The sequence below is a fragment of the Ferrimicrobium acidiphilum DSM 19497 genome (assembly GCF_000949255.1).
GTDB lineage: Bacteria > Actinomycetota > Acidimicrobiia > Acidimicrobiales > Acidimicrobiaceae > Ferrimicrobium > Ferrimicrobium acidiphilum.
Genome location: NZ_JXUW01000006.1, coordinates 26,311 through 46,357 on the forward strand (window position 1 = coordinate 26,311; position 20,047 = coordinate 46,357).

General features: G+C 55.1%; 11 protein-coding genes. 9 read left to right on the plus strand and 2 right to left on the minus strand.

Annotated features, from left to right (window positions below):
* The first annotated feature begins 6 nt into the window (after positions 1-6).
* From dnaJ to FEAC_RS04475, 3 genes are all read left to right on the plus strand, one after another.
* Positions 7-1,125, plus strand: coding sequence for a molecular chaperone DnaJ (gene dnaJ / locus FEAC_RS04460; protein WP_052565568.1), 1,119 nt, complete (start codon positions 7-9; stop codon positions 1,123-1,125).
* Between the two features lie 7 nt (positions 1,126-1,132).
* Positions 1,133-1,546, plus strand: coding sequence for a heat shock protein transcriptional repressor HspR (locus tag FEAC_RS04465; protein WP_052565570.1), 414 nt, complete (start codon positions 1,133-1,135; stop codon positions 1,544-1,546).
* A 1,192-nt stretch (positions 1,547-2,738) separates the two neighbouring features.
* A complete protein-coding gene (locus FEAC_RS04475) occupies positions 2,739-5,219 on the plus strand; it encodes an ATP-dependent Clp protease ATP-binding subunit (protein WP_035392520.1) in 2,481 nt (826 codons plus the stop codon).
* Positions 5,220-5,743: 524 nt separating this feature from the next.
* Here the strand turns inward: FEAC_RS04475 and FEAC_RS15480 are convergent.
* A complete protein-coding gene (locus tag FEAC_RS15480; protein WP_156099343.1) occupies positions 5,744-5,908 on the minus strand; it encodes a hypothetical protein in 165 nt (54 codons plus the stop codon).
* A gap of 481 nt (positions 5,909-6,389) precedes the next feature.
* On the opposite strand from FEAC_RS15480, the gene FEAC_RS04480 reads away from it, so the two are divergent.
* Together FEAC_RS04480 and FEAC_RS04485 are read left to right on the plus strand one after the other, a co-directional pair.
* Positions 6,390-7,337, plus strand: coding sequence for a class I SAM-dependent methyltransferase (locus FEAC_RS04480; RefSeq protein WP_035392522.1), 948 nt, complete (start codon positions 6,390-6,392; stop codon positions 7,335-7,337).
* A 605-nt stretch (positions 7,338-7,942) separates the two neighbouring features.
* A complete protein-coding gene (locus tag FEAC_RS04485) occupies positions 7,943-8,818 on the plus strand; it encodes a phosphoribosylaminoimidazolesuccinocarboxamide synthase (protein WP_035392523.1) in 876 nt (291 codons plus the stop codon).
* Between the two features lie 420 nt (positions 8,819-9,238).
* On the opposite strand, the gene FEAC_RS04490 is transcribed toward FEAC_RS04485, so the two are convergent.
* Positions 9,239-10,951 carry an IS1634 family transposase gene (locus FEAC_RS04490; RefSeq protein WP_035392525.1) on the minus strand — a complete coding sequence of 571 codons (1,713 nt, stop codon included), beginning with the start codon at positions 10,949-10,951 and terminating at the stop codon, positions 9,239-9,241.
* A 1,516-nt stretch (positions 10,952-12,467) separates the two neighbouring features.
* Here FEAC_RS04490 and FEAC_RS04500 point away from each other — a divergent pair.
* From FEAC_RS04500 to FEAC_RS04515, 4 genes are all read left to right on the plus strand, one after another.
* Positions 12,468-15,134: a beta strand repeat-containing protein gene (locus FEAC_RS04500; RefSeq protein WP_052565574.1), complete on the plus strand. Its 2,667-nt coding sequence runs from the start codon at positions 12,468-12,470 to the stop codon at positions 15,132-15,134.
* Positions 15,135-15,515: 381 nt separating this feature from the next.
* Positions 15,516-17,012 carry a glycosyltransferase family 2 protein gene (locus FEAC_RS04505; protein ID WP_052565576.1) on the plus strand — a complete coding sequence of 499 codons (1,497 nt, stop codon included), beginning with the start codon at positions 15,516-15,518 and terminating at the stop codon, positions 17,010-17,012.
* A 162-nt stretch (positions 17,013-17,174) separates the two neighbouring features.
* Entirely contained in the window at positions 17,175-18,581 is a 1,407-nt protein-coding gene (locus FEAC_RS04510) for an NAD-dependent malic enzyme (RefSeq protein ID WP_035392530.1), read from the plus strand.
* A gap of 11 nt (positions 18,582-18,592) precedes the next feature.
* Positions 18,593-19,909 carry a PilZ domain-containing protein gene (locus FEAC_RS04515; protein WP_035392533.1) on the plus strand — a complete coding sequence of 439 codons (1,317 nt, stop codon included), beginning with the start codon at positions 18,593-18,595 and terminating at the stop codon, positions 19,907-19,909.
* Positions 19,910-20,047 lie beyond the last annotated feature (138 nt).

A 20,047-nucleotide genomic window follows, 5' to 3' on the forward strand; every position in this document is an offset into this window, starting at 1 on the left:
TAACTAATGCCACCACAGCGCGAGTGGTTCGAGAAGGACTATTACAAGGTGCTCGGGGTTTCACCGACCGCGACCGACAAGGAGATCACCAAGGCCTATAGGGCTCTGGCTCGTAAGTACCACCCCGACTCAAACGCTGGTCATGAGGAGCAGTTCAAGGAGGTCTCGGCCGCCTATGACGTGCTCGGTGATGCGACCAAGCGCAAGGAGTATGACGATGTCCGTCGGATGGGACCGATGGCGTCTGGTATGGGTGGCATGGGTCACAACCCTGGTGCAAACGGTAACTTCAACGTACACTCTGAGGATCTTGGCGATCTGATTGGCAACCTGTTCAACCGAGGCAAGCGAAGCAGTGGACCAAAACGCGGTGAGGACCAGGGCGCCGAGGTACGACTTAGCTTTGCCGATGCCGCTAGTGGAGCTACAGCTTCGGTGGTGGTGATTGGGGAGACTTCGTGTTCGGTGTGCAACGGGACTGGTGCGGCGCCGGGGACTGTACCCAAGGTCTGTGCGCGCTGCAATGGTTCTGGTTCAGTCTCCGATAACCAAGGCTTCTTTTCATTCTCCCAGCCCTGCCCTGCGTGTCATGGTCGTGGCCTGCTGATCGAGCAGGCATGTTCATCATGCAAGGGAACTGGGACCGAACACCGCGCCCGCACGGTCAAGGTCCGGATCCCAGCTGGGGTAGAGCCAGAACAGACGATACGGGTTCGTGGCAAGGGAGCTCCAGGTAAGAGTGGAGCGCCAGCTGGTGACCTCTTGGTCAAGGTGCATGTCGAACCTGACCCTCGCTTTGGTCGCAAGGGTGCCGATCTCACCACCAAGGTGGCTATCAGCTTTGCTGATGCCGCCCTTGGCGGTACGGTCACCGCCCCGTCGTTGAGCGGGCCGGTGACTTTGAAGATCCCAGCTGGAACCCACTCCGGACAGACGTTTAGGGTCCGTGGACGTGGACTTCCTAACCCACGGAAGAAGAATACCGTCGGCGATCTGCTGGTGACGGCAGAGATCGTAGTGCCTGAGACGTTAGACGCGCGACAGAAGAAGTACTTACAGGATTATCGCAAGGTCTTTGGTGAAAAAGTGCAAGAGAACAGTGGACAAGAGAAGGTAGGAGGCTAAGGACGAGATGGCGAGTGATATCGGAGGTGATTCACGACACCGAGCGATCCAAGGACGCGGCGTGTATGTGATCTCAGTAGCCGCCGAGCTCGCTGGCATGCACCCACAGACGCTACGGGTGTATGAGCGGCGTGGTTTGCTAGAACCTAACCGGACCGGTGGTGGGTCACGCCGCTATAGCGAGCATGACCTAGAGCGGCTTCGACGTATCGCGGAGCTCACCGATGCTGGACTCAACATCGAGGGCGTTCGTCGGGTCATAGAGTTAGAGGCCGAGTTGGCTGAGCTTCGCGCCCAGCTTGAGGAGGAGCGAGAGTTGGCCCGGTTACGTGAGAAGGAGATTCACAGACAATACCGTCGAGATCTCGTCCCTCTCTCACAAGCTGTGGTGCATGTAAAGAGCGTGCAGATCCGAAGGTGACCTTATTGTCTATTGTCCTCCGAGACAATAGGTGATACTGCAGCTACGGATGAATACCAGCTTGGCAGGCAGGGATGAGAATTTAGAGATGGCAGCGTGCGATGGATAGGACAACGCCAACGATGATACGGCGTGGCGAAGATGTAATCTTGCCGGTGATGCAGCGCAGGTCGGCATGGAGCACCAGTGTTGATTCTGCGTTAGCGGTGGGATAGCTGGTGATGATACGCAAGTAGCTAGCAATATCGGAGTGTAGGGAGGATGTATGACGTGAGACTTGCGAGTCGAGCTGGTAACGGTCTACTGATACCACAAGGCTAAAGCGAACGCTTATTGAAATCCACCCAATTCTAGTGCCAACCGAGTTTGAGACTCAGCCCAGTTTTGATGCTAGAAAAGGGTATTTCGGGCTAGCGGTGCCCTGATGGTAGAGGGAAGTCTCAGAGATCATCGGTGGGACAAGTCGAGCTAGATGGGTGAAATGGCTTGGCAATGTGGCTAGGCAGGCTGGATGGGGTGCAAACACGGTGGTTAGAGAACGTTCTTCGATCCAGCAGAACAGCCGACCAGCGTTTACCCAGGATTGGATAGATGATGATAGACAACGACAAACCGACGGCAACTCTTGAGACTGAATCAGGCCTGATCTAACTCAGGACTAATAATCGAGTGTCTCGCCGAGGGATCTAAACACACCGATGACGAACGCTTCGGCAAGGGGTCGATAGCTATGAAGCTTTGCCCAAGCGTTTGCAGCAACAGGGATAGGACGCGATCGACTCGTAACTCGAGTTCTATCGCCCGGTTATTGATTAAGCGATTGGCCGAGATCAACCAGTGTGATCGAGTCCGGTTAGATCGACGAGATTATGCCAGAGAGTCTGCTAGCACTTAGGGTATCTGTCTAACGAGTCGAGGGTTAAGTGAGGTTCCAGATGACATGTCAGAGATCGCAGATGGTTGACGGGTGGATGATCAGTGATCGCTGGCTGCTGGCGATGAAGTCAGCGACCCCCTTCGCTGCTGGCTCGGTGTGATGAGATTTATTCACCATGAGAGCTAGCACCATGGGAACTGACTGGTACGGGGAATGGCCGGTACGGGAACTAGCTAACACGGGAAGTGCAGATGATTCGAGACGAGGTTGGGAAGAGTAATAGATCGTCAGTGGTGACGAAAGTGAGGTGATCTGATGGATCAGAGTACGTGGACAGTCAAGACGCGAGAGGCTATAGAGGCAGCGGTAGAGCTCGCTCGTAGAGGTTCGAATCCGGAGGTGACCAAAGAGCACCTTGCGGTCGCTTTGCTTGGTCAACCCGATGGCATTGCCCTGCCTATCCTTGAGCGCCTAGGAGTGCAGATCGGATCGGCGCGTACCAAGCTGTTGGATGCTATCGGCAAGCTGCCCAAGTCCTATGGGGGCCAGGCCCAGTTCTCGTCGTCTCTCGTCGCGACCCTGGATGCTGCTGATGCGACCCGGAAGGAGATGGGTGACTCCTATCTCTCTGTCGAGCATCTTCTGATCCAGCTTCCTACAGTCTTTGGCGTTACCGCTGAACAGATAAAGACGGCTCTGAAGGAGATCCGTGGGGATAACCGAGTCACCAGCGACAACCCGGAGGAGACCCTCCAGGCGCTAGAGAAGTATGGACGTGATCTCACCGCTGATGCACGCGCCGGCAAGATAGATCCCGTCATCGGAAGAGACGAAGAGATCCGCCGGATCATCCAGGTGCTCTCTCGCCGGAGTAAGAACAACCCAGTGTTGATAGGGGAGCCAGGCGTTGGTAAGACTGCGATCGTCGAGGGATTGGCTCGCCGTATCGTAGAGGGCGATGTGCCAGAGGGTCTTAAGAACAAGCGTCTAATTGCGCTCGACTTAGGCTCGATGGTGGCTGGGGCGAAGTATCGCGGAGAGTTTGAGGAACGTCTAAAGGCTGTCCTAAAGGCGATCAAGGACTCCAATGGTGAGGTGATAACCTTCATCGACGAGATGCACACCGTCGTCGGTGCAGGTGCAGCCGAGGGGTCGATGGACGCCTCGAACATGCTAAAGCCGATGCTCGCTCGCGGGGAGCTGCGGATGATAGGGGCTACCACTCTCGATGAGTATCGCAAATATATAGAGAAGGATCCAGCCCTTGAGCGCCGTTTCCAGCAGCTGATCATACCACCGCCCTCCATCGAAGACACGATAGGGATCCTGCGTGGGCTAAAGGAGCGCTATGAGGTACATCACGGAGTTCGGATCCAGGACTCCGCGCTGGTAGCGGCTGCCGTTCTCTCGGATCGCTACGTCACCAACCGCTTCCTGCCTGATAAGGCGATCGATCTGATCGACGAGGCAGCCGCCAAGCTCCGGATGGAGATCGACTCTCGGCCTAACGAGGTCGACATCGTCGAGCGCAGGATCCGCCAACTCGAGATCGAACGGATCTCTCTCGCCAAGGAGACCGATCCCGCCTCGCGAGAACGGCTCTCGCGGATCGAACGCGAACTCGCCGACGATCGAGAGGAGCTCGCCGCGCTGAATGCTCAATGGCAACTCGAGCGTGACGGCATCGGCAAGATTCGCGAGATGAAGGAGCGACTCGAACAGTTGAAGACCGACGCCGAAGGTGACGAGCGTGTTGGGAACTTAGATCGCGCCGCTGAGATTCGCTATGGACAGATTCCGTTGCTCTCCCAGCAGATAGAGGAGGCGACCCGCGAACTTGCCGAGTTCCAAGGTGGGGTGCGGATGTTGAAGGAGGAGGTCGATCCGGAGGATATCGCCGAGGTGGTAGCCAAGGCGACCGGCATCCCGGTCTCCAAGCTCCTCGAGAGTGAGATGGAGAAGCTTCTCCATATCGAAGAGGCGCTCCATGGGAGGGTCATCGGTCAGGAGGCTGCGGTCTCTGCGGTGGCCAATGCCATACGACGCTCACGCGCCGGCCTCTCTGACCCACACCGTCCGATCGGGAGCTTCCTCTTCATGGGGCCAACCGGTGTTGGTAAGACCGAGATGGCCAGGGCGCTTGCCGAGTACCTGTTTGACGATGAGCGTGCGGTGATCAGAATCGACATGTCCGAGTACCAGGAACGACACTCGGTCTCACGACTGGTAGGCGCCCCTCCTGGCTATGTCGGCTATGACGAGGGCGGTCAGCTCACCGAGGCGGTGCGTCGTCGTCCCTACTGCGTGGTCCTCTTCGATGAGATCGAGAAGGCGCACAGCGACGTGTTTAACATGTTCTTGGCGATTCTCGACGATGGACGGCTCACCGACGGGCAAGGGAGGTTGGTGAACTTCACCAATACCATACTCATTATGACCTCGAACCTGACCGAGGATCCGAGGTTCTTCTTCAAGCCGGAGTTCGTCAATAGGATCGACGAGATCATTCGCTTTGCTCCATTAACCGAGGCTGACCTCACCAAGATCGTAGATATCCAACTCGATGCCTTGAGGGCTCGGCTGTCGGATCGACGTCTCGAACTCAGCGTGACCGAGGATGCCAAGCGGATCCTGGCCACCCAAGGTTATGACCCTGCCTTTGGTGCCAGACCCTTGAAGCGTGTGATCCAGAAGATGGTTGGGGATCCGGTGGCCATCGCCCTGCTTTCGGGCAAGTACCCCGAGGGGTCTACGATTACCGTGGATGGGATTGGGGATGAGTTGATCATCTCGTGACTGGGTCGCCTACAAAAAGGTGTTAGACCTGGCGCAGCGCTACGATCCGGCCTGTCGTCTTGGCGATTGTCTTGTTGCCGATCGATGCTAGCAGTACCACCAACCGCAGCGATGGCTACAGGTCTACGCTCTAGCGTTGATCGATCGTTTGATGCGTTGGGTGGGTAGGGCTGTCCATCGCTGCGAAAAGGTGCGTTGTCACTAGGGGTGCCAGCAACAAAGTGAACCACACGACCTATGTGTGTCGTTGTCGGTTGAGAAGAGAGTCGCTGCTAGATGGGTGCCAACGGTCTGCTTTAGTGCCGTCAGATCAAGTGCACCCAGATCTGGTTCGCTCACTCGATAGTCAGCGCTGATTGTTGAGAGTGGGTGTTTATGTCGCCCAGCTTCTGAGCCGACAGCCCTCGATTGAGAGATGTCGCCCGACGGAGTGCACCGGCACACGCAGCATCATGACGATGTCGTGAGTCGCGATAGGATTGGTGGCGGGCTCTGGCACCCGCACCCCCGGTGGTTTCTAGAGTTCACCGTTCATCCAAGAGGTGAGAGCGAAGCTGATAGCGCATCGTGTAGGGCGCGATATCGTTCTTCGTTGGAGCTGTATCGTTGGTCATTGGAGCGGAGAGATCGATGATGCGATACGGTAGCAGAAGCTGTGGGCTTGAGGATTTGTCGATGTTGTTGAACACCAGAGGTGCCGACTCCTTTGGTGAGTGGTTGGGTGTCTATTCGATTCGATGAGGTTGCCTCCACCAAGGTTCTTACTGCGTCTATATTCGCAGGTATCGGAGATTTCGATCGCTATCGCTAACTAGCTGTTGGGCTGATGATGGCCGTTGGACGGTCGTAGTGGCAGGGGTGGTTGTCGAGAATGAGGACATGATCGGGTGGGCAGCTATTACAACGTTGCGGCTGGTTAGTGATGATTGAGTAAGGGCATCTTTGACGGTGAAGTTGGACACGAGGGATGCTGGCTCGCTGTTCGGTCGGCGCAGCTGGGTGAGCCCGTGTGGTAACTGAGATCCAGGTAGGCTAAGGAGTCAACTGGATCTTTTTGTGCCAGGGCTCATCTTGCGGGGGCGGCTTCCCTGGGCTGGCTATTAACGCTATTGGTGAGGGCAAGGTCAGAGGAAATGGTATGCCGGGATAAGGCCAATCAGAGAGGGTGCCATGGGAGAACGCAAGGAGATTATTGTTGCGGGCCTTGACCTGGATCGGCCGGGACTCGAGATTGGACCGAGTCACAACCCGGTAGTTGCTAAGCGTGATGGATACGATGTAGTTATCCTTGATAACCTATCTGCTGATGCCTTGAGGGCCAAGTACGAGGTTGACGATCTCGATGTTTCATTGATTGAAGAGGTAGATTACGTATGGCATGGAGAGCCCTACGACGAACTCTTTGGCGATCACCGCTTTGCATGGATTATCGCGTCGCACGTCATCGAACACGTTCCTGATCTGATCGGCTTTCTTCGAAGTTGCGAGTCGGTGCTCGCGGACGACGGAGTCATTTCTCTGGTTATACCGGACAAGCGCTACTCCTTCGACTACTTCAGACCGATCTCGTCGATTGCACCGGTGATAGATGCGTTCTTGGAGAACAGGAGGCAGCCGAGCGTTGGAACGGCGGTTGATTACTACCTCAACGTCGTTCGACGCGGGGACAAGATTGCATGGTATAAGGGAGCTCAGGGGGAGTATGAGTCCGTTCACAGCTTCGAGGAGGCGAAGACGGTTGCAGATGCCGGAGATCCATACGCGTCGTTCGCCTACTTTGACCCACACGTCTGGTGCTTCGTGCCACATTCGTTTCGACTACTGATCGAGGATCTATTCCAACTCGGCTACATAGGAGTTCGCGAGTGTGGTTTCCATGAGACCGCAGGAACGGAGTTCTATCTCCAGCTGTCACGTATGGGTAACGGTCTGACAATGGAGCGAATCGCAGTGCTTGAGCGCGTGCAGTACGAGCTTGGAGATGACTGCTACCGTCTGCCAGAGGGTTTTGATCGCCAACGCTATCTAGAGCTCAACCCTGACGTTGCCGAGGCGCAGCTAGATCCGATCTACCACTGGTTGACTTATGGCGCTATCGAGGGCAGGAGCTTTCGTTAACTCCAACGGTATGCAAGCTAGCCTTCGAGATCCGTGCGCACGATCATTAGACCATGGGCCACCGTGCTGTTGGAGGAGCATTCTTGAACCCGACGGCTATTGCAGCGTGTTGTCTGAAGACAGTCAGCCGAGCTTGCCGTCAGCGCTACCCTTTGGCGAACCTCCTTTGTAGTGACCGACCCGCACACACGCAGTGGCAAGATTGCACTTGGGTAGAGCATGGTCGCTTTGTTTCAGGAGAACCTGGGCGGTCCGTCGGTAAGTCGCGTCCGTGGATTGTACACGCTCTTAGAGGACCGGGAGTAAGAGGAGGGGCGGGAGGTGGTGGAGCGGTACCGATACCACACCGCGGTTCGATGGCCAACGATGAACGATTGGTGACCTAGGTGCGATTTGTAAGCCGACAAGGCGATGTGATCTAGAAAACTCATGTGACATAGGCAGCTGACGCAGAGTTCTTTGATTTCCGAGATGTCTCATGGGTTGTATCGATCCCGATACTCTCGGGCTATCGTCGTATGATGTTTGTTGCTCCACGATTTCTGTCCCTGAGAGGGTCATGAGGTCATGGTGTGTTGGTACGTGATGAGGTAAGGGGCACGACGGTGGAATTGCTAGAGACTGGCTATGCAAGGGAGATCTATGAGGATCCTGACGATCCCGACGAGAGCGTGCTGCTGGTAGCGAATGATCGATTCGAGCTACCGGGTTGGCCTTCGAATACCCCGATTGCTGACCTTGGTAGGTTACGGACGGCGATAAGCGCTCTGGTGTATCGACATCTTGGAGGTCGGTTCGCCACTGGCTTTCTTGGCACATCCACTGTCATTCCTGGCCGTACACTCAAGCTCAAGTGGTTTGAGTCGGTGCCGGTCAGCATCGAGGTGATCGGGTATCTCTCAGGAGTTGCTTGGGATTCGTATCGACAGTCGGGAGAGGTCGCCGGCATGGAGCTACCCTCTGGACTCGAGCGCGATCAGGTATTGGACACTCCGGCACTGCTCCCGGTGCGTAGCAATGTCGTGGGCGAAGCAAAAATACTCAAACCTCGTGAACTAGCGTCTTTGGTTAACACTCAGACCATCCAGCGGATGAAGATTAGCTCCATGCTGCTCTATGGCGATCTCAAGGATTGGTATCTGGCGAGAGGACTTGTACTCGCTTCCACGAGGTTTGATTTTGGTGTGACCGGTGAGCAGCTTTTGCTGGTGGGGTACCCCGGGATCCTCGAAGGATCTGAGTTGGCCAGAGGAGAGTTGGCTGACGACGATTGGTTAGGTAGGGGTGCGTTGCAAGAGTGGGTAGGAAACACTGGTCCAGCGCAGAAGCGAGCATCGCTTGAAGAAATCACGACCCAAGTCCTTGCCGCGCATGTGGATCTCTACGAACGACTGTCAGAATCTGAGTTTAGCGACTGGGAGGGTGAGCCATCGCTCTTTGAAGGCCAACGTAGCCCTCGAAAGATCTTTGGCCGAAGATAATAGTTCCCGAAGCATCTCCTATTTGCACTCTGACTCGACCGGTCTGGATAGGAGATCCGAAAGACGAAGTTCGTGAACGGGACGCCAGACAAAGGCTCACGGTTGATTGCTGGCTGGCTGTTCTTGCCATCGTCGCCTTGTTATGATCGACAGCTCCTATGAAGGGGAGCAAGTAAGTGGCGCGTAAGCGAATCGGGGTTCGTGTTGCTGGTTGGCCTCCTTCGCTTGGCCGTCATGGCTCTGATGGCTGGATGGCAACACATTATCGGCTCTAGCTGGCAGGGGATGTGATCTGGTCAACCTGTGGGAGATTGGGTAACACCGCGTGAAGCAGTGACTTAATCTGAACTTACCCCAGCCACCCCGACTCATCTCTACCCCTAGCTGGGGTTTTGATTCATTCTGGGGATAGTTTTACTGTCACGCGCTCAACTTGGCTCCTATGAGTTCAAAGGCTCGCTGCTGCAAAGGGGTAGGGGTTGTCATCTTGGTAAAGGTCACCTCACACCCCTTCACTCGGCAGGTGGTGCGCTCAAGGGTATCGAGTTCGCTCAATAGCGTACGAAAGCTCATCACCTCTTGACCGTCTCGATTGACCTTGCTCGCCGCTTTGGCCTTGGCTGAGGCCGAGACCACCTTCTTGGCAACCGGTGAGCTCGGCTCGGGTGGCTCCTCGTCACGGAAGGTCAACTCGCTCAAGCGTTCCTTTGCGATATGGAGCAGGTGAGCACTCAACATGCAGGCAAAGACATGGGCTCGAACCCGATCCTCAAGGTAGTGGCGAATAGGCCTGACGTTGATGTCGATGCTCTTCATGGAGCGAAAGGCTCTCTCTAAGTTGGCGAGGTTCTTGTAGTAGCCAACCACGTCACTAGCGGATGCCTCCTCCTTTGGAAGAGTGGTTCGAATCACATAGATCCCATCGAGTGCGGCCTCGTCTTTGATCGAGTCATCGTCAAGACGAAAGTCAAAGGCCCCCTCGGCGATCTCGGTGATGATGTGCTTGCCCATCTTGGTCGAGGCCAGCGCCTTCTCCACCCGTCTCCCAATGGCGAAGGGATCTCGCAACCTCCCTGCCACAACCTGGGCCTTTACCTTCTCGAGGCGTTTGGTGGCTACCTCTAAGAGTTGGTTACGCTCATTATGGCGTTTGTGGCCAAGTGACTCGTTGCGACACGCTATCAGGCGTTCACCGGGATAGTCAGGGTGGGTGATCTCAAAGAGGTCGCTGTCGTCAAAGAGACCGAGTTGAATACTGCCATCTCCAACGAGTTGGCGAATCTGGCTAGAGCGCAGAGCCGAGACGTACAGGTAGCTTGGGTCGAGCTCATTCAGATGCTTGATGTTGGTGGTCGAGAACATTCCGCGGTCACCGACGATAACGATCTTTGTGAGGTTATGGGTCTTCTTCAGCTCCTCGGTGACGCTACGGAACGAGGCAAGATCGCTGGTATTACCAGGAAAGACCCTGACCGCAAGTGGGAGCCCCTCGGGGGTCGCTACGACTCCGTATTCGATCTGGAGCTTGCCTCGCTTCTTATCCCTCGAGTAGCCATAATGGCTGAGCGGGCACTTGGTACCCTCCATGTAACTAGAGGAGAGGTCATATAGGAGCATGGACCCAACCTTGGTATGGGCCCGAATGAGACGGGATTCGATCGCATTTTGGTGGCGTCTCAGCCAGTCAAGGGTCTCGTAGTAGTCATCGACATCGGTGACCTCGATACCGAGATCGGCTGGGAGCGTCGTGGTTAGAAGGTACTTGGTCATAGCGAGCTTTGAGGATCGCTTGATGGTCTGGGCAATGATCATCGCGAGTGCCAAACGTGGGTGGACTCTGTCACGGGTATCCACGTCAAGTGCACGAACGATTCCTTCGGACTTTGCGAGAGCGTGTAAGAGACCTACCGCGCCATGCCTCTTTGAGCCAAGGATCTCAAAGTCAGCTCCAGCCTCAATAACCGGCTTGTTCGCAAGAGCAAGACTCAGTGCTTCGATGGCATCCTTGGGCAATTTGGAGACATTAGCGATCGTCTCATGCTTGACCTTGCCGTCTTGGCGGTAGCTACGTCGCACCAACCAGGAGTGATACTCCTTCTCACCTCGTCTGCTCACGATATGTGATACATGCATTGATGCGTTATCCCTACCCATAAGCAGATACTAACACTTCAACATCACCGCGTCAAGTATATTACTGGCTACACTTCCATGTCACAGTCAACTATAATCCCTGGTAGAGGGAATAAAACGAAGGGTTGGCTGGGGTAAGTTCAGCTTAATATGAGAATCCACGAGATTGGGTAACACCGCGTGAAGCAGTGACTTAATATGAGAATCCACGAGATGGGGATAGACAGGATACGACCAAGAGACCGTACTATTCGATCGGTCAAGCAACCAAAAGATCGAGCGAACAAGAAGCAGTACAACCAAGAGGCAGGGCTAGCAAGAAACAGGACTAGCAAGGCTTGGGCGACTGGACCTATACGCAATACTGAAGATCTTGGATGCATAGTTCTTGGCAAGCGGTCACGGATGGATGAAGCGTGAGATGGGGCGGTAAATTCGGATTGCGTATCGGTGTTACTGCGTAACTAGCCCAGCTAAGGCGGTGAAACAGGGTGGCTAAAGCGACAAGATCTGATCGAAGGTGCTGAGTTAGGCGAAAAGTCGTAGTGTGTGACATGGTCGTCGGCGGATGTCTACGGACTGTTTTTAGACGGCGCTCAGGTCGAGGGGAGGCCACCACTTCGAATCGAGAATTGGCAGGAGGCATCGTTGCTGCTGGTTTCCCACTGTGGTGTGTTGTAAATACATGATTCGTCGCGACTACTGTCCTCGGACCTAGTACTGGTTCCGGAGGAGAAGGATCTTGGATAGCGGATAGAGTCTCGCACGTTCGGTTATCGCGGCCTACTCTGCCGGGTTGACTCAAGGTAGCAACTCTGGGGTGCATGAAAGTGTGATTGACTGCCCGGCCGAAGCCCGACGAGGTTGCAATCATCCGGTGGTTTCATGAAACTGGATCGATGTCGGGGTTGAGTTGTCGTGATCATTGCAGTCCATGAGCGTGAGTTGCAGATGTTGGGAATTCGGGTAGAAATCACGCTGAGTTTGTACTTGGAGTTGCGGATTTCACTCCTTGTCAGAATCGCTTGTTGGGTTCTGGAGGTAATGGTGTGGCGGGAGCATCGAAAGGGTTCTTGGGCCAGGCGAGTGCGTTTGTGGGCTTTTGGAGCTGTCGTGATCGCTGAAGGATGAGACCAAGGACAGATTACGGGGGTCGAGTTCTGGTTTTGCGAGTTCGACGCAAGAGAGACCAAAGATGGATTTTGCGACTCGTTCGGAGTGTCGCAGGACGGCACAGCTTTCGAGGGAGGGGGTTTGCGCAGTCGGAAGGGTTAATTGGATAGAGAATCTAGCAATAGTGTAGTTTTATTGCATTTGTGCTTGACAACCATTCAACAACGGGTTAACGTAGGAGTACCTTACCAACGGTTAGCTGTCACTTGTGGCGTTCGCCGCTCGTTAGGTGGTTTACAGAATAAATTCTGGGATAATGGTTGGTTTTTGGTTTAGGTGCGACTAGCTTGACCCGATGACTGGTGTTAGTACTGAGTTGTTCAACACAGGAGGAAAATAAGAAATGATAAGTTCCGGTTCTGATAACCGAAAGAAAAAGGCTACCAGACGGCAAGTTCTGTCTTTGGCTGGCGGTGCCACGTTGGCACTAGGTACGCTGGGCATGATGACCTTTGGTGCGGCTGCAGCTGCATATGCACAGGCGCCTGCTCAGACGACAACCCTGAGTGGCAACATCACGATCGGGTCTCCTTCGGCGACACCAGCGTTACCAACTCTGAACCAGTCGAATGCGGCTCCGGGTGCAACAAACAATGATCTGAGCTTTACTACGACGGCACCGGTGAGCGTGTCCATTCCGAGTACTGATACAACGGGTAGTCCTTCAGTCGCTGCGGAGCTGAAGCTTAGTGGTCCATATTCATTGGCCCCTAACGCGGTTGCGGAAGTGATCGACACGCAGACCAAGACGGTGCTGGGTTCGTTGACTACTACCGGGGATCAAAGTAACCTGACCGCCAACACTGCTACGGTGTCGAGTACGGATGTTTATGCCCCCAACAGCACGGATGTGATCAACAAGGGTGACACTCTTACGGTGATTATCGACAACGTGGTCAACTCGACCACTCCCCCGTTGAGTGGTGATGTCAGTCTGACGCTCGGGACTATGGTGTCGGGCAGCTATTATTCCGCCGGCACTGCTGCGCTGACGGCGAGTGCCACCGTCAAGAGCCCGGTTACGCCTACGCTGTCGCTTTCCCCGGCGAACAACCCAGGTCAGTTGACGAATCTGACGTATACCTTCCAGGTGTTGAATCCGATCGCATCTACAGATACTTTCACAGTGGATCTTGCCGATACGCCGTTGTCGGGCAGTGTTGGCTATCCTACGCCGAACACCTCCGATGTGACTCTTAGCGTGAACGGAACCAGTGAGACCAGTAACGTTAGTGCGGCGACAGGATCAGTCACAACTGGTGGGCGTTTGCCGCTGGTGCTGACCGTTAACTCTGGTACCTTAGCGTCTGGGGTCTATACGCTCAGCGTCCCAATCCATGGGTCGGCGGCGGCGACAGCGGACTCTGGGATTGAGAACGTGACGGCCCAATACGTGGGTTCGGCCACCCCCACTGGAAGCCTTGGTGGGGCCGCATTTGTGACGGGTTCGACACCTGCCGCTTGGGGTTACCCATTGGATCTTACCTCGGTGTCGGCTTCCGATCCCTACGCGAGCGCAAGCTCTACCGTCACGATCGACTTCACTAGTCTCAGTAGTACCGATGTTCCGTTGACCGTCGCTGGTCTTGGACTCTCTGGTAATGCTGGAACTCAACTAGCCACCTTGACAGATACGACGACTGGGGCTGACCTAGGGGCAGTTGTCTTCAGTGGTAGTACGGATGCTAGTCAAGCATCGGTTGGGCTCACCAGTGGGGACGCATACAGCTTGACGTTCACGAATCTGCCGTTGCCATCGGCCTCTACCACGGTGAGCATTAGCAATGAGTTCGCGCCTCCTGTTAGCACGACACTGAACTTGGGGCCAGTATCCGCGACACAGATGCAGGTGAGTGCCTCTACGACTTCCACAGATACCACTTCGAACTGGACTCTGTCGGGTATTGAGGCTGCGACGTCGTTCGCTTCGGGCAATACGCTTCAGATTAGCCAGGCGATCACTGGCACCGCCGGGACAGGATATAGTTACATGCCGACGGCATCTGGCGCGTATAAGGTCGTTGATCTTTCGAATTCAGCCGATACGCAGACACCGTCGTCGGTTTCGGTGAGTGGTGGGACGGTCACTTTGACACTAGCCTCCGCGATTCCTTCTGGTGATGTGCTGGAGTTAACCATCACTGGAGTGGTGAATAACCCGGTTGCTAGCACGGCAACAGTGAGCTTGAGCGCGACCACAAGTGGTGACTATCTTGAGACGGCACAATTGACGGCTCCTTCGGCGGCGTCTAGCAAGGCCAATGGTTCGATTGCGAATGCCTCCGGTGCGTTATATGAGTGGGCTGGAGGCTATGCCTTCCATCTCCCGACGGTCGCTGATGCAGGTAAGATTGAGGCGTCCAAGTCATGGCCGACTCAGCAGAAGGTCTCGGTGCCTTCCACATCCATCTTCGCTTCTGGTGATGCTTTGACCATGGGTACGCTTGTTCAGGGTGTTCAGAGTGGTACAGTTCTCGCTCCGATCTATGTGGTCGGCTCGAATGGTGATCTTTACCATATCGCTAGCCCAACGGCGTTCTATGGTGGTGGTTATTCGACAAAGAATGTCGTCGAAATTCCTCAGAGCGATCTAGCGATGATGACGATGGCGTCCAGTGGTTCGGCAACTCCGAGTGCTGCTTCGGTGCATTCTGACGGTTCGTTCTGGCAGGCTTCTGGTAGCACTAGTATTTATGAGTGGGTCGGCGGTGTGGCAGTCCATATCGCAAGCCCGACTGATTTAGTGAGTATCGCGCATTCGATGGGCGAGACATTGATGGCTTCGTGGCCACAGGTATCGGCTAGTTCCGTTCCCACGTCGGAGATGGCACCAAGTGTACCGATGATGGGGACATTGGTCAAGGTGCTTGACGGTTCATCTGCTGGCTCGATGTATGTATCGACGGGTACAGCATTGGTGCCTATCAGTGCGGCTCAGGTCAGCTCACTTGGTTATCCTGGGAGTGATGTCCTTGAGGTGTCTACTCTCGCTGGGATCCCGGTACTTTGATATTAGACTCTATGGGCTAGCCCTTTGAGTTAGATGGCCGCAGGGGTTTATCCCCTGCGGCTTATCTCGTTTTAAGTCGATGTTATCACTGAGGATGGGACTGTCACTGTAGACCAAGGGGGAAGGTAGTGCTTGCTTTCTTCGGTGGGTTGGTTAGGAATTAGTTTTGTGCTGATTTATTGCGCTTCGTTAGTTCTTGACTATACGCGTTAGTGGGCGTTTTTTCTTTCTGGTTGTGCTCTACTGGTTATTCGATAGCGGTAGGACGGTAAATTGGAGAGCTTTAAGGGTGGTGTGGTTTGTGGTCGACGAGGTCGTGTGAGCACCGTTGATTATTATCAGCGATTGTTGATTGTGCGTGGATTGCGGGAGGATTGATCTGTGAACTTGAGTGAAGAATTAGAAGTAATCCGTGGGCTGCTTCTTGAGAGTGAATACGATACGGTGCGTGAAAGTATTATTAAAGTCTTGCGGGAAGAACCTCGCAGTGCGCAGGCTTGGGTTTTTGTTGGGGAGCTCTCGGAGCGTACAGGTAGGCCGTACCAGGCATGGCAGGCGTATCGAAGGGCTTGGCTTCTCGACCCACAGGCTGCTTGGATTTCTGATGTCCGTGGACGCTTGGTTGACGTGGGGTTGGAGGAGTTGGAGCCGTGGTTTGACGATCTGTTTCGGGTAGTATTTCCGAGTGTTGCTGCGGCTATGATCGTCAAGGACGAGGTGGCGAATATAGCTCGTTGTGTTGGCAGTCTCATGGATGCAGTGGATGAGATTGTCGTTGTGGACACGGGGAGCGGCGATGGGACCGTTGACGTCGTTGAAAAGCTCGGGGTGCGGGTGTGGCGATATGGCTGGACCGGGAGTTTTGCTGAAGCAAGGAATTTCGCGCTCTCGAAAGTAAAGAGCCAATGGGTCTTGTGGGTTGATGGTGACGAGTGGCTCGATCCGGAGGACGTCGATGCGCCCCGTATTGCGGCGGGGCTTTTTGACTCAGTGGGGCGTCCACTGGCGTTGCGCGTGGTGCAGGTGAACGATGTTGGCGGGCGGATTGAGCCCAACAATGACATGTCGCGGATGCATCCTACGGGCTATGGCATAAAGTGGGCTGGGCGTATTCATGAGCAGTTGGTGCTCGGGGCAGATACCGTTGAGGCAGCGCAGGGTATATCTCGGGTAGCGGTGAATATCCGCCTCAATCACGTCGGTTATCACCCGAAGGTCATGCAGGACAAAGGTAAGTTGGAACGGAACATCGATCTATTGGAGCGTTCGGTCGCCGATGATCCTAGTGATGTCGCGTCATGGGGTTTTCTCGGACGGGAGCTCTTGTTTTCCGGTGATATCGATCGTTCTATCGCCGCATTATATCGGGCGGAGACACTTGCACGGGAGGCGAAGTGGTACGGACGGATCGCGGAAGTTCGGAATTATTTGATTGAGGCACTGTTGCGTCAGGAGCGGTTTGAGGAGGCTCAGGCTGTGGCGAATCGTGGGGTCAAGGATAATCCCGAGTATCCAGGATTGTGGTACTCTAAAGGTCGGGTCGAGCTAATGAGGTTGATCAAGTTACTCAATAGCGCTAGGGAGGCCTTTGAACGGTCGCAGACGACGGCAGTGACGTATCGCGGTATAGTAGCCTTTGAGTCGCTGATTCCGGTCTGGCGGGCCAAGGCTGGTATCGCCGATGTGACGCGCTTTTCCGGCGATCTCGCCGGTGCTAAACGGCTCTACGAGGAACTCTTAAGGATCGACCCCAATCTCTCTCAAATGCAAGCTCAGATCGATCGGATCAATCAACAGGCGCGGGTGCTCTCAGCGGGGCTGGTGGTTGAGGATAGTCCGGTGAACTCTATCGACGAAGCCCCGAGCGGCAAGGTTTGAGAGTGACCAGTCGCAGGAGACGTTGAGCGGGTCATGGTTTGTGATGCGTCACGGGATGAAGGGCCGACTGCCGTGGTTGATCATTGGGTAGTTAGTGGGTCGTATACGCGTAGCAGGGATTTAGCGGCAAGTCAGGATTGGTTAGACCGCTAGCCTTGTAGCATGGCACAACCTAACGTATCCCATTCCGTTACGATTCGCGTCGAGCTCAGTAACACCCCTGGTTCTCTTGGCCGTTTGACGACTGCAATCGGCGAGGCCGGTGGCAATATTCTCGGCATCGACCTTGTGGAGGTCGAGGGGGAGCGCATCGTTCGTGACGTCACCGTCCTTGCTGCCGATCCAGATCATGCACAGGAGATTCGCGAGAGGGCGGAGGAGGTCCAGGGGGTCCATGTCCGTAGCGTTCTCGATCGCACCTTGAGGCTCCACCTAGGTGGAAAGATCGAGGTCTGCGGTAAGGCGCCACTCAAGGATCGTGATGACCTCTCTATGGCGTATACACCTGGTGTAGCACGAGTGTCGATGGAGATCGCAGAGCGACCGGTATCGGTACACACCTACACCATCAAGGCGAATTCGGTCGCTATCGTCAGTGATGGTAGCGCAGTGCTTGGCCTTGGGAACATCGGGCCTCATGCTGCTATCCCGGTGATGGAGGGCAAGGCGCAGCTGTTCAAGGAGTTCGCCGGTATTGATGCCTTTCCAATCTGCTTGAAGACGTCGAGCCCAGCAGAGGTGATCGCGGCTGTCGAGGCGATGGAGCCGGTCTTCGGTGGGATCAATCTGGAGGATATTGCGGCGCCTGCCTGTTTCGAGATTGAGGAGGCGCTCAAGTCAAGGCTCGATATTCCGGTATTCCATGACGACCAGCATGGCACTGCGGTGGTGGTGCTTGCTGCGCTTCGTAACGCCGCCAAGGTTGTCGATCGTAAGCTCGATGATATGACCGTGGTCATAGCAGGTGCTGGGGCAGCTGGGGTGGCCTGTGCGAAGATCCTGAACAATGCTGGTGTTGGCCGTATCCTGGTATCAGATCGTAAAGGGCTGATTTTCTCTGGTCGCGAGGAGTTCACGGGTGCCAAACTGTGGTTGGCTGAGTCTACGAACCAGGATCGTCGCATGGGTGATGTGAGTTCAGCTCTTGTTGGTGCAGATGTCTTCGTCGGCGTCTCTGGACCTGGCATCGTGACCGCTGCTGACATAGCCACAATGAACAAGAGGTCGATCGTCTTTGCGCTTGCTAACCCCACCCCTGAGGTGATGCCTGACGAGATTCAGGATATAGCCGCAGTTATAGCCACTGGTCGCTCGGACTTTCCTAATCAGATAAACAACGTGCTTTGTTTTCCAGGTATCTTCCGGGGTGCACTCGATGCGCGTGCTATGTCGATTACTGAGGGTATGAAGTTGGCGGCCGCCGACGCCATCTCGGCCGCCGTCTCTGAAGACGAACTTTCTCCAAGTTACGTGATTCCATCGGTGTTCAACCGGAACGTGGCGACAGCCGTTGCCGATGCCGTGGCTCGGGCTGCCCAGGCCGAAGGCATCACTCGTCACCTGAGCTAGGGGCCAAGGTTGTGGGCGACTCGTACCCGCTCGATCGGCTATGTTACCCAGGTAAGGCGGTCGAAATACGAGTCTCTGGTATCTCTGTGAGTACCGTTGCCTCCTCCGTTACCGATGCGACCCTCGTCTTCGCGGAGGCTTGCGCTGAGGGGGCGTGCGAGGTTAGGTTGACGTTTCTGTCCGAACCCTACGTCGCCACTGGAGACATACATTCCTTAGATCGAGGATGTGAGGTGGTCATCGACGGTGGCTTCGTTCCTCTCAATGACCGATCCGCTCCAAGGGTGGCGGTTGACTTGAATGGGACCTATTACTTGAGACCACCGATGGTTGGTGTGCCGATGGAGATTGTCGACCTCTCTGTCTCTGGGTTGGCATTTCTGCCCATGCTTGATCTAGCGCCTAAGCTCTTTGAGCGGAGGATGATTAGCTTTGCCCTGGAGGGGAGGGAGATCAGGACGGTTATCGAGCTGGTCGGGGTTGAGCCGCAGCTGCTTAGAGGTCGTTTTCTTCGATTGAGTGTCTCCGACGAGGAGGCTATCGCGGGCTATGTCATGACTCGCCAAGTTGCTGAGCGACACAGACTCTCCATGCTCGAGGTCCGGACGCCCTCTGCACTTGACGTTGTTGCTCGCAGGCGTTACCCACTGATTGAAGGAGTGGTCGTCCACGAGCATGCACTCGAGCTCTCAGCGCGAGGCATACAGGTCGAGATGCAGTTGCCGCCGTCAACTGCGGTGAACCGCCAAATGCTAGCCTCTGCATTGGGCTCCATGGTCGGAGAGATCCGTTGTGGCGACCTAAACGACAGCTTCCACTACCTGTCGTGCATTGGCTTCGGTGATGAACCCGTTGACGTAGCTGCTCTCGGTTGTCTTCTGCTACAGAGTCGTCTCTATGAGTGCAGTCCATCCGAACTACTTCTCAAAACACTAGGCACAACCTTTGGGCGAGCTGTGATTTCTGAGCTCAAGCGAGGAAGGGACGTACTTGGATACGCGGCTGGGGCTTTCGAATTTCGAGACGATTCAGGTCATGAATGGAGACTCTTCCGCCGTTCATTAGGGGTAGGACTCTACTCTCGGACCAGTGAAGACCGGAGCTCTGATGGCGGCTGGGGCACGGGTGTCACTAGCGATCTCTCTACGGCGGAAGCGGAGTTGAAAAGCGCCCGGCTTGGGCAGTGGATTCCACCTCTGGCCATGGTGAAGCTGATGAAATCGTCCGACCGCCCACTTCTGTTGGGATGCTGGTATCAGGATCTGGAGATCAGTCGACAGCTGGAGGAGATTTTATATCAGCTGGCAACCTCGGCAGAGCCGAGATAGTCTCCGCTCGTCGAGGTCGCAGACGGAATCAATCGATAACAGATGAACGATGGTCTCCATGGCCAGCTACAGGACGGTAGCTCTCTGATTAGCTCTGACTATTTTGGCTATGGATTATCCAGTTCGCCACTATCCAAG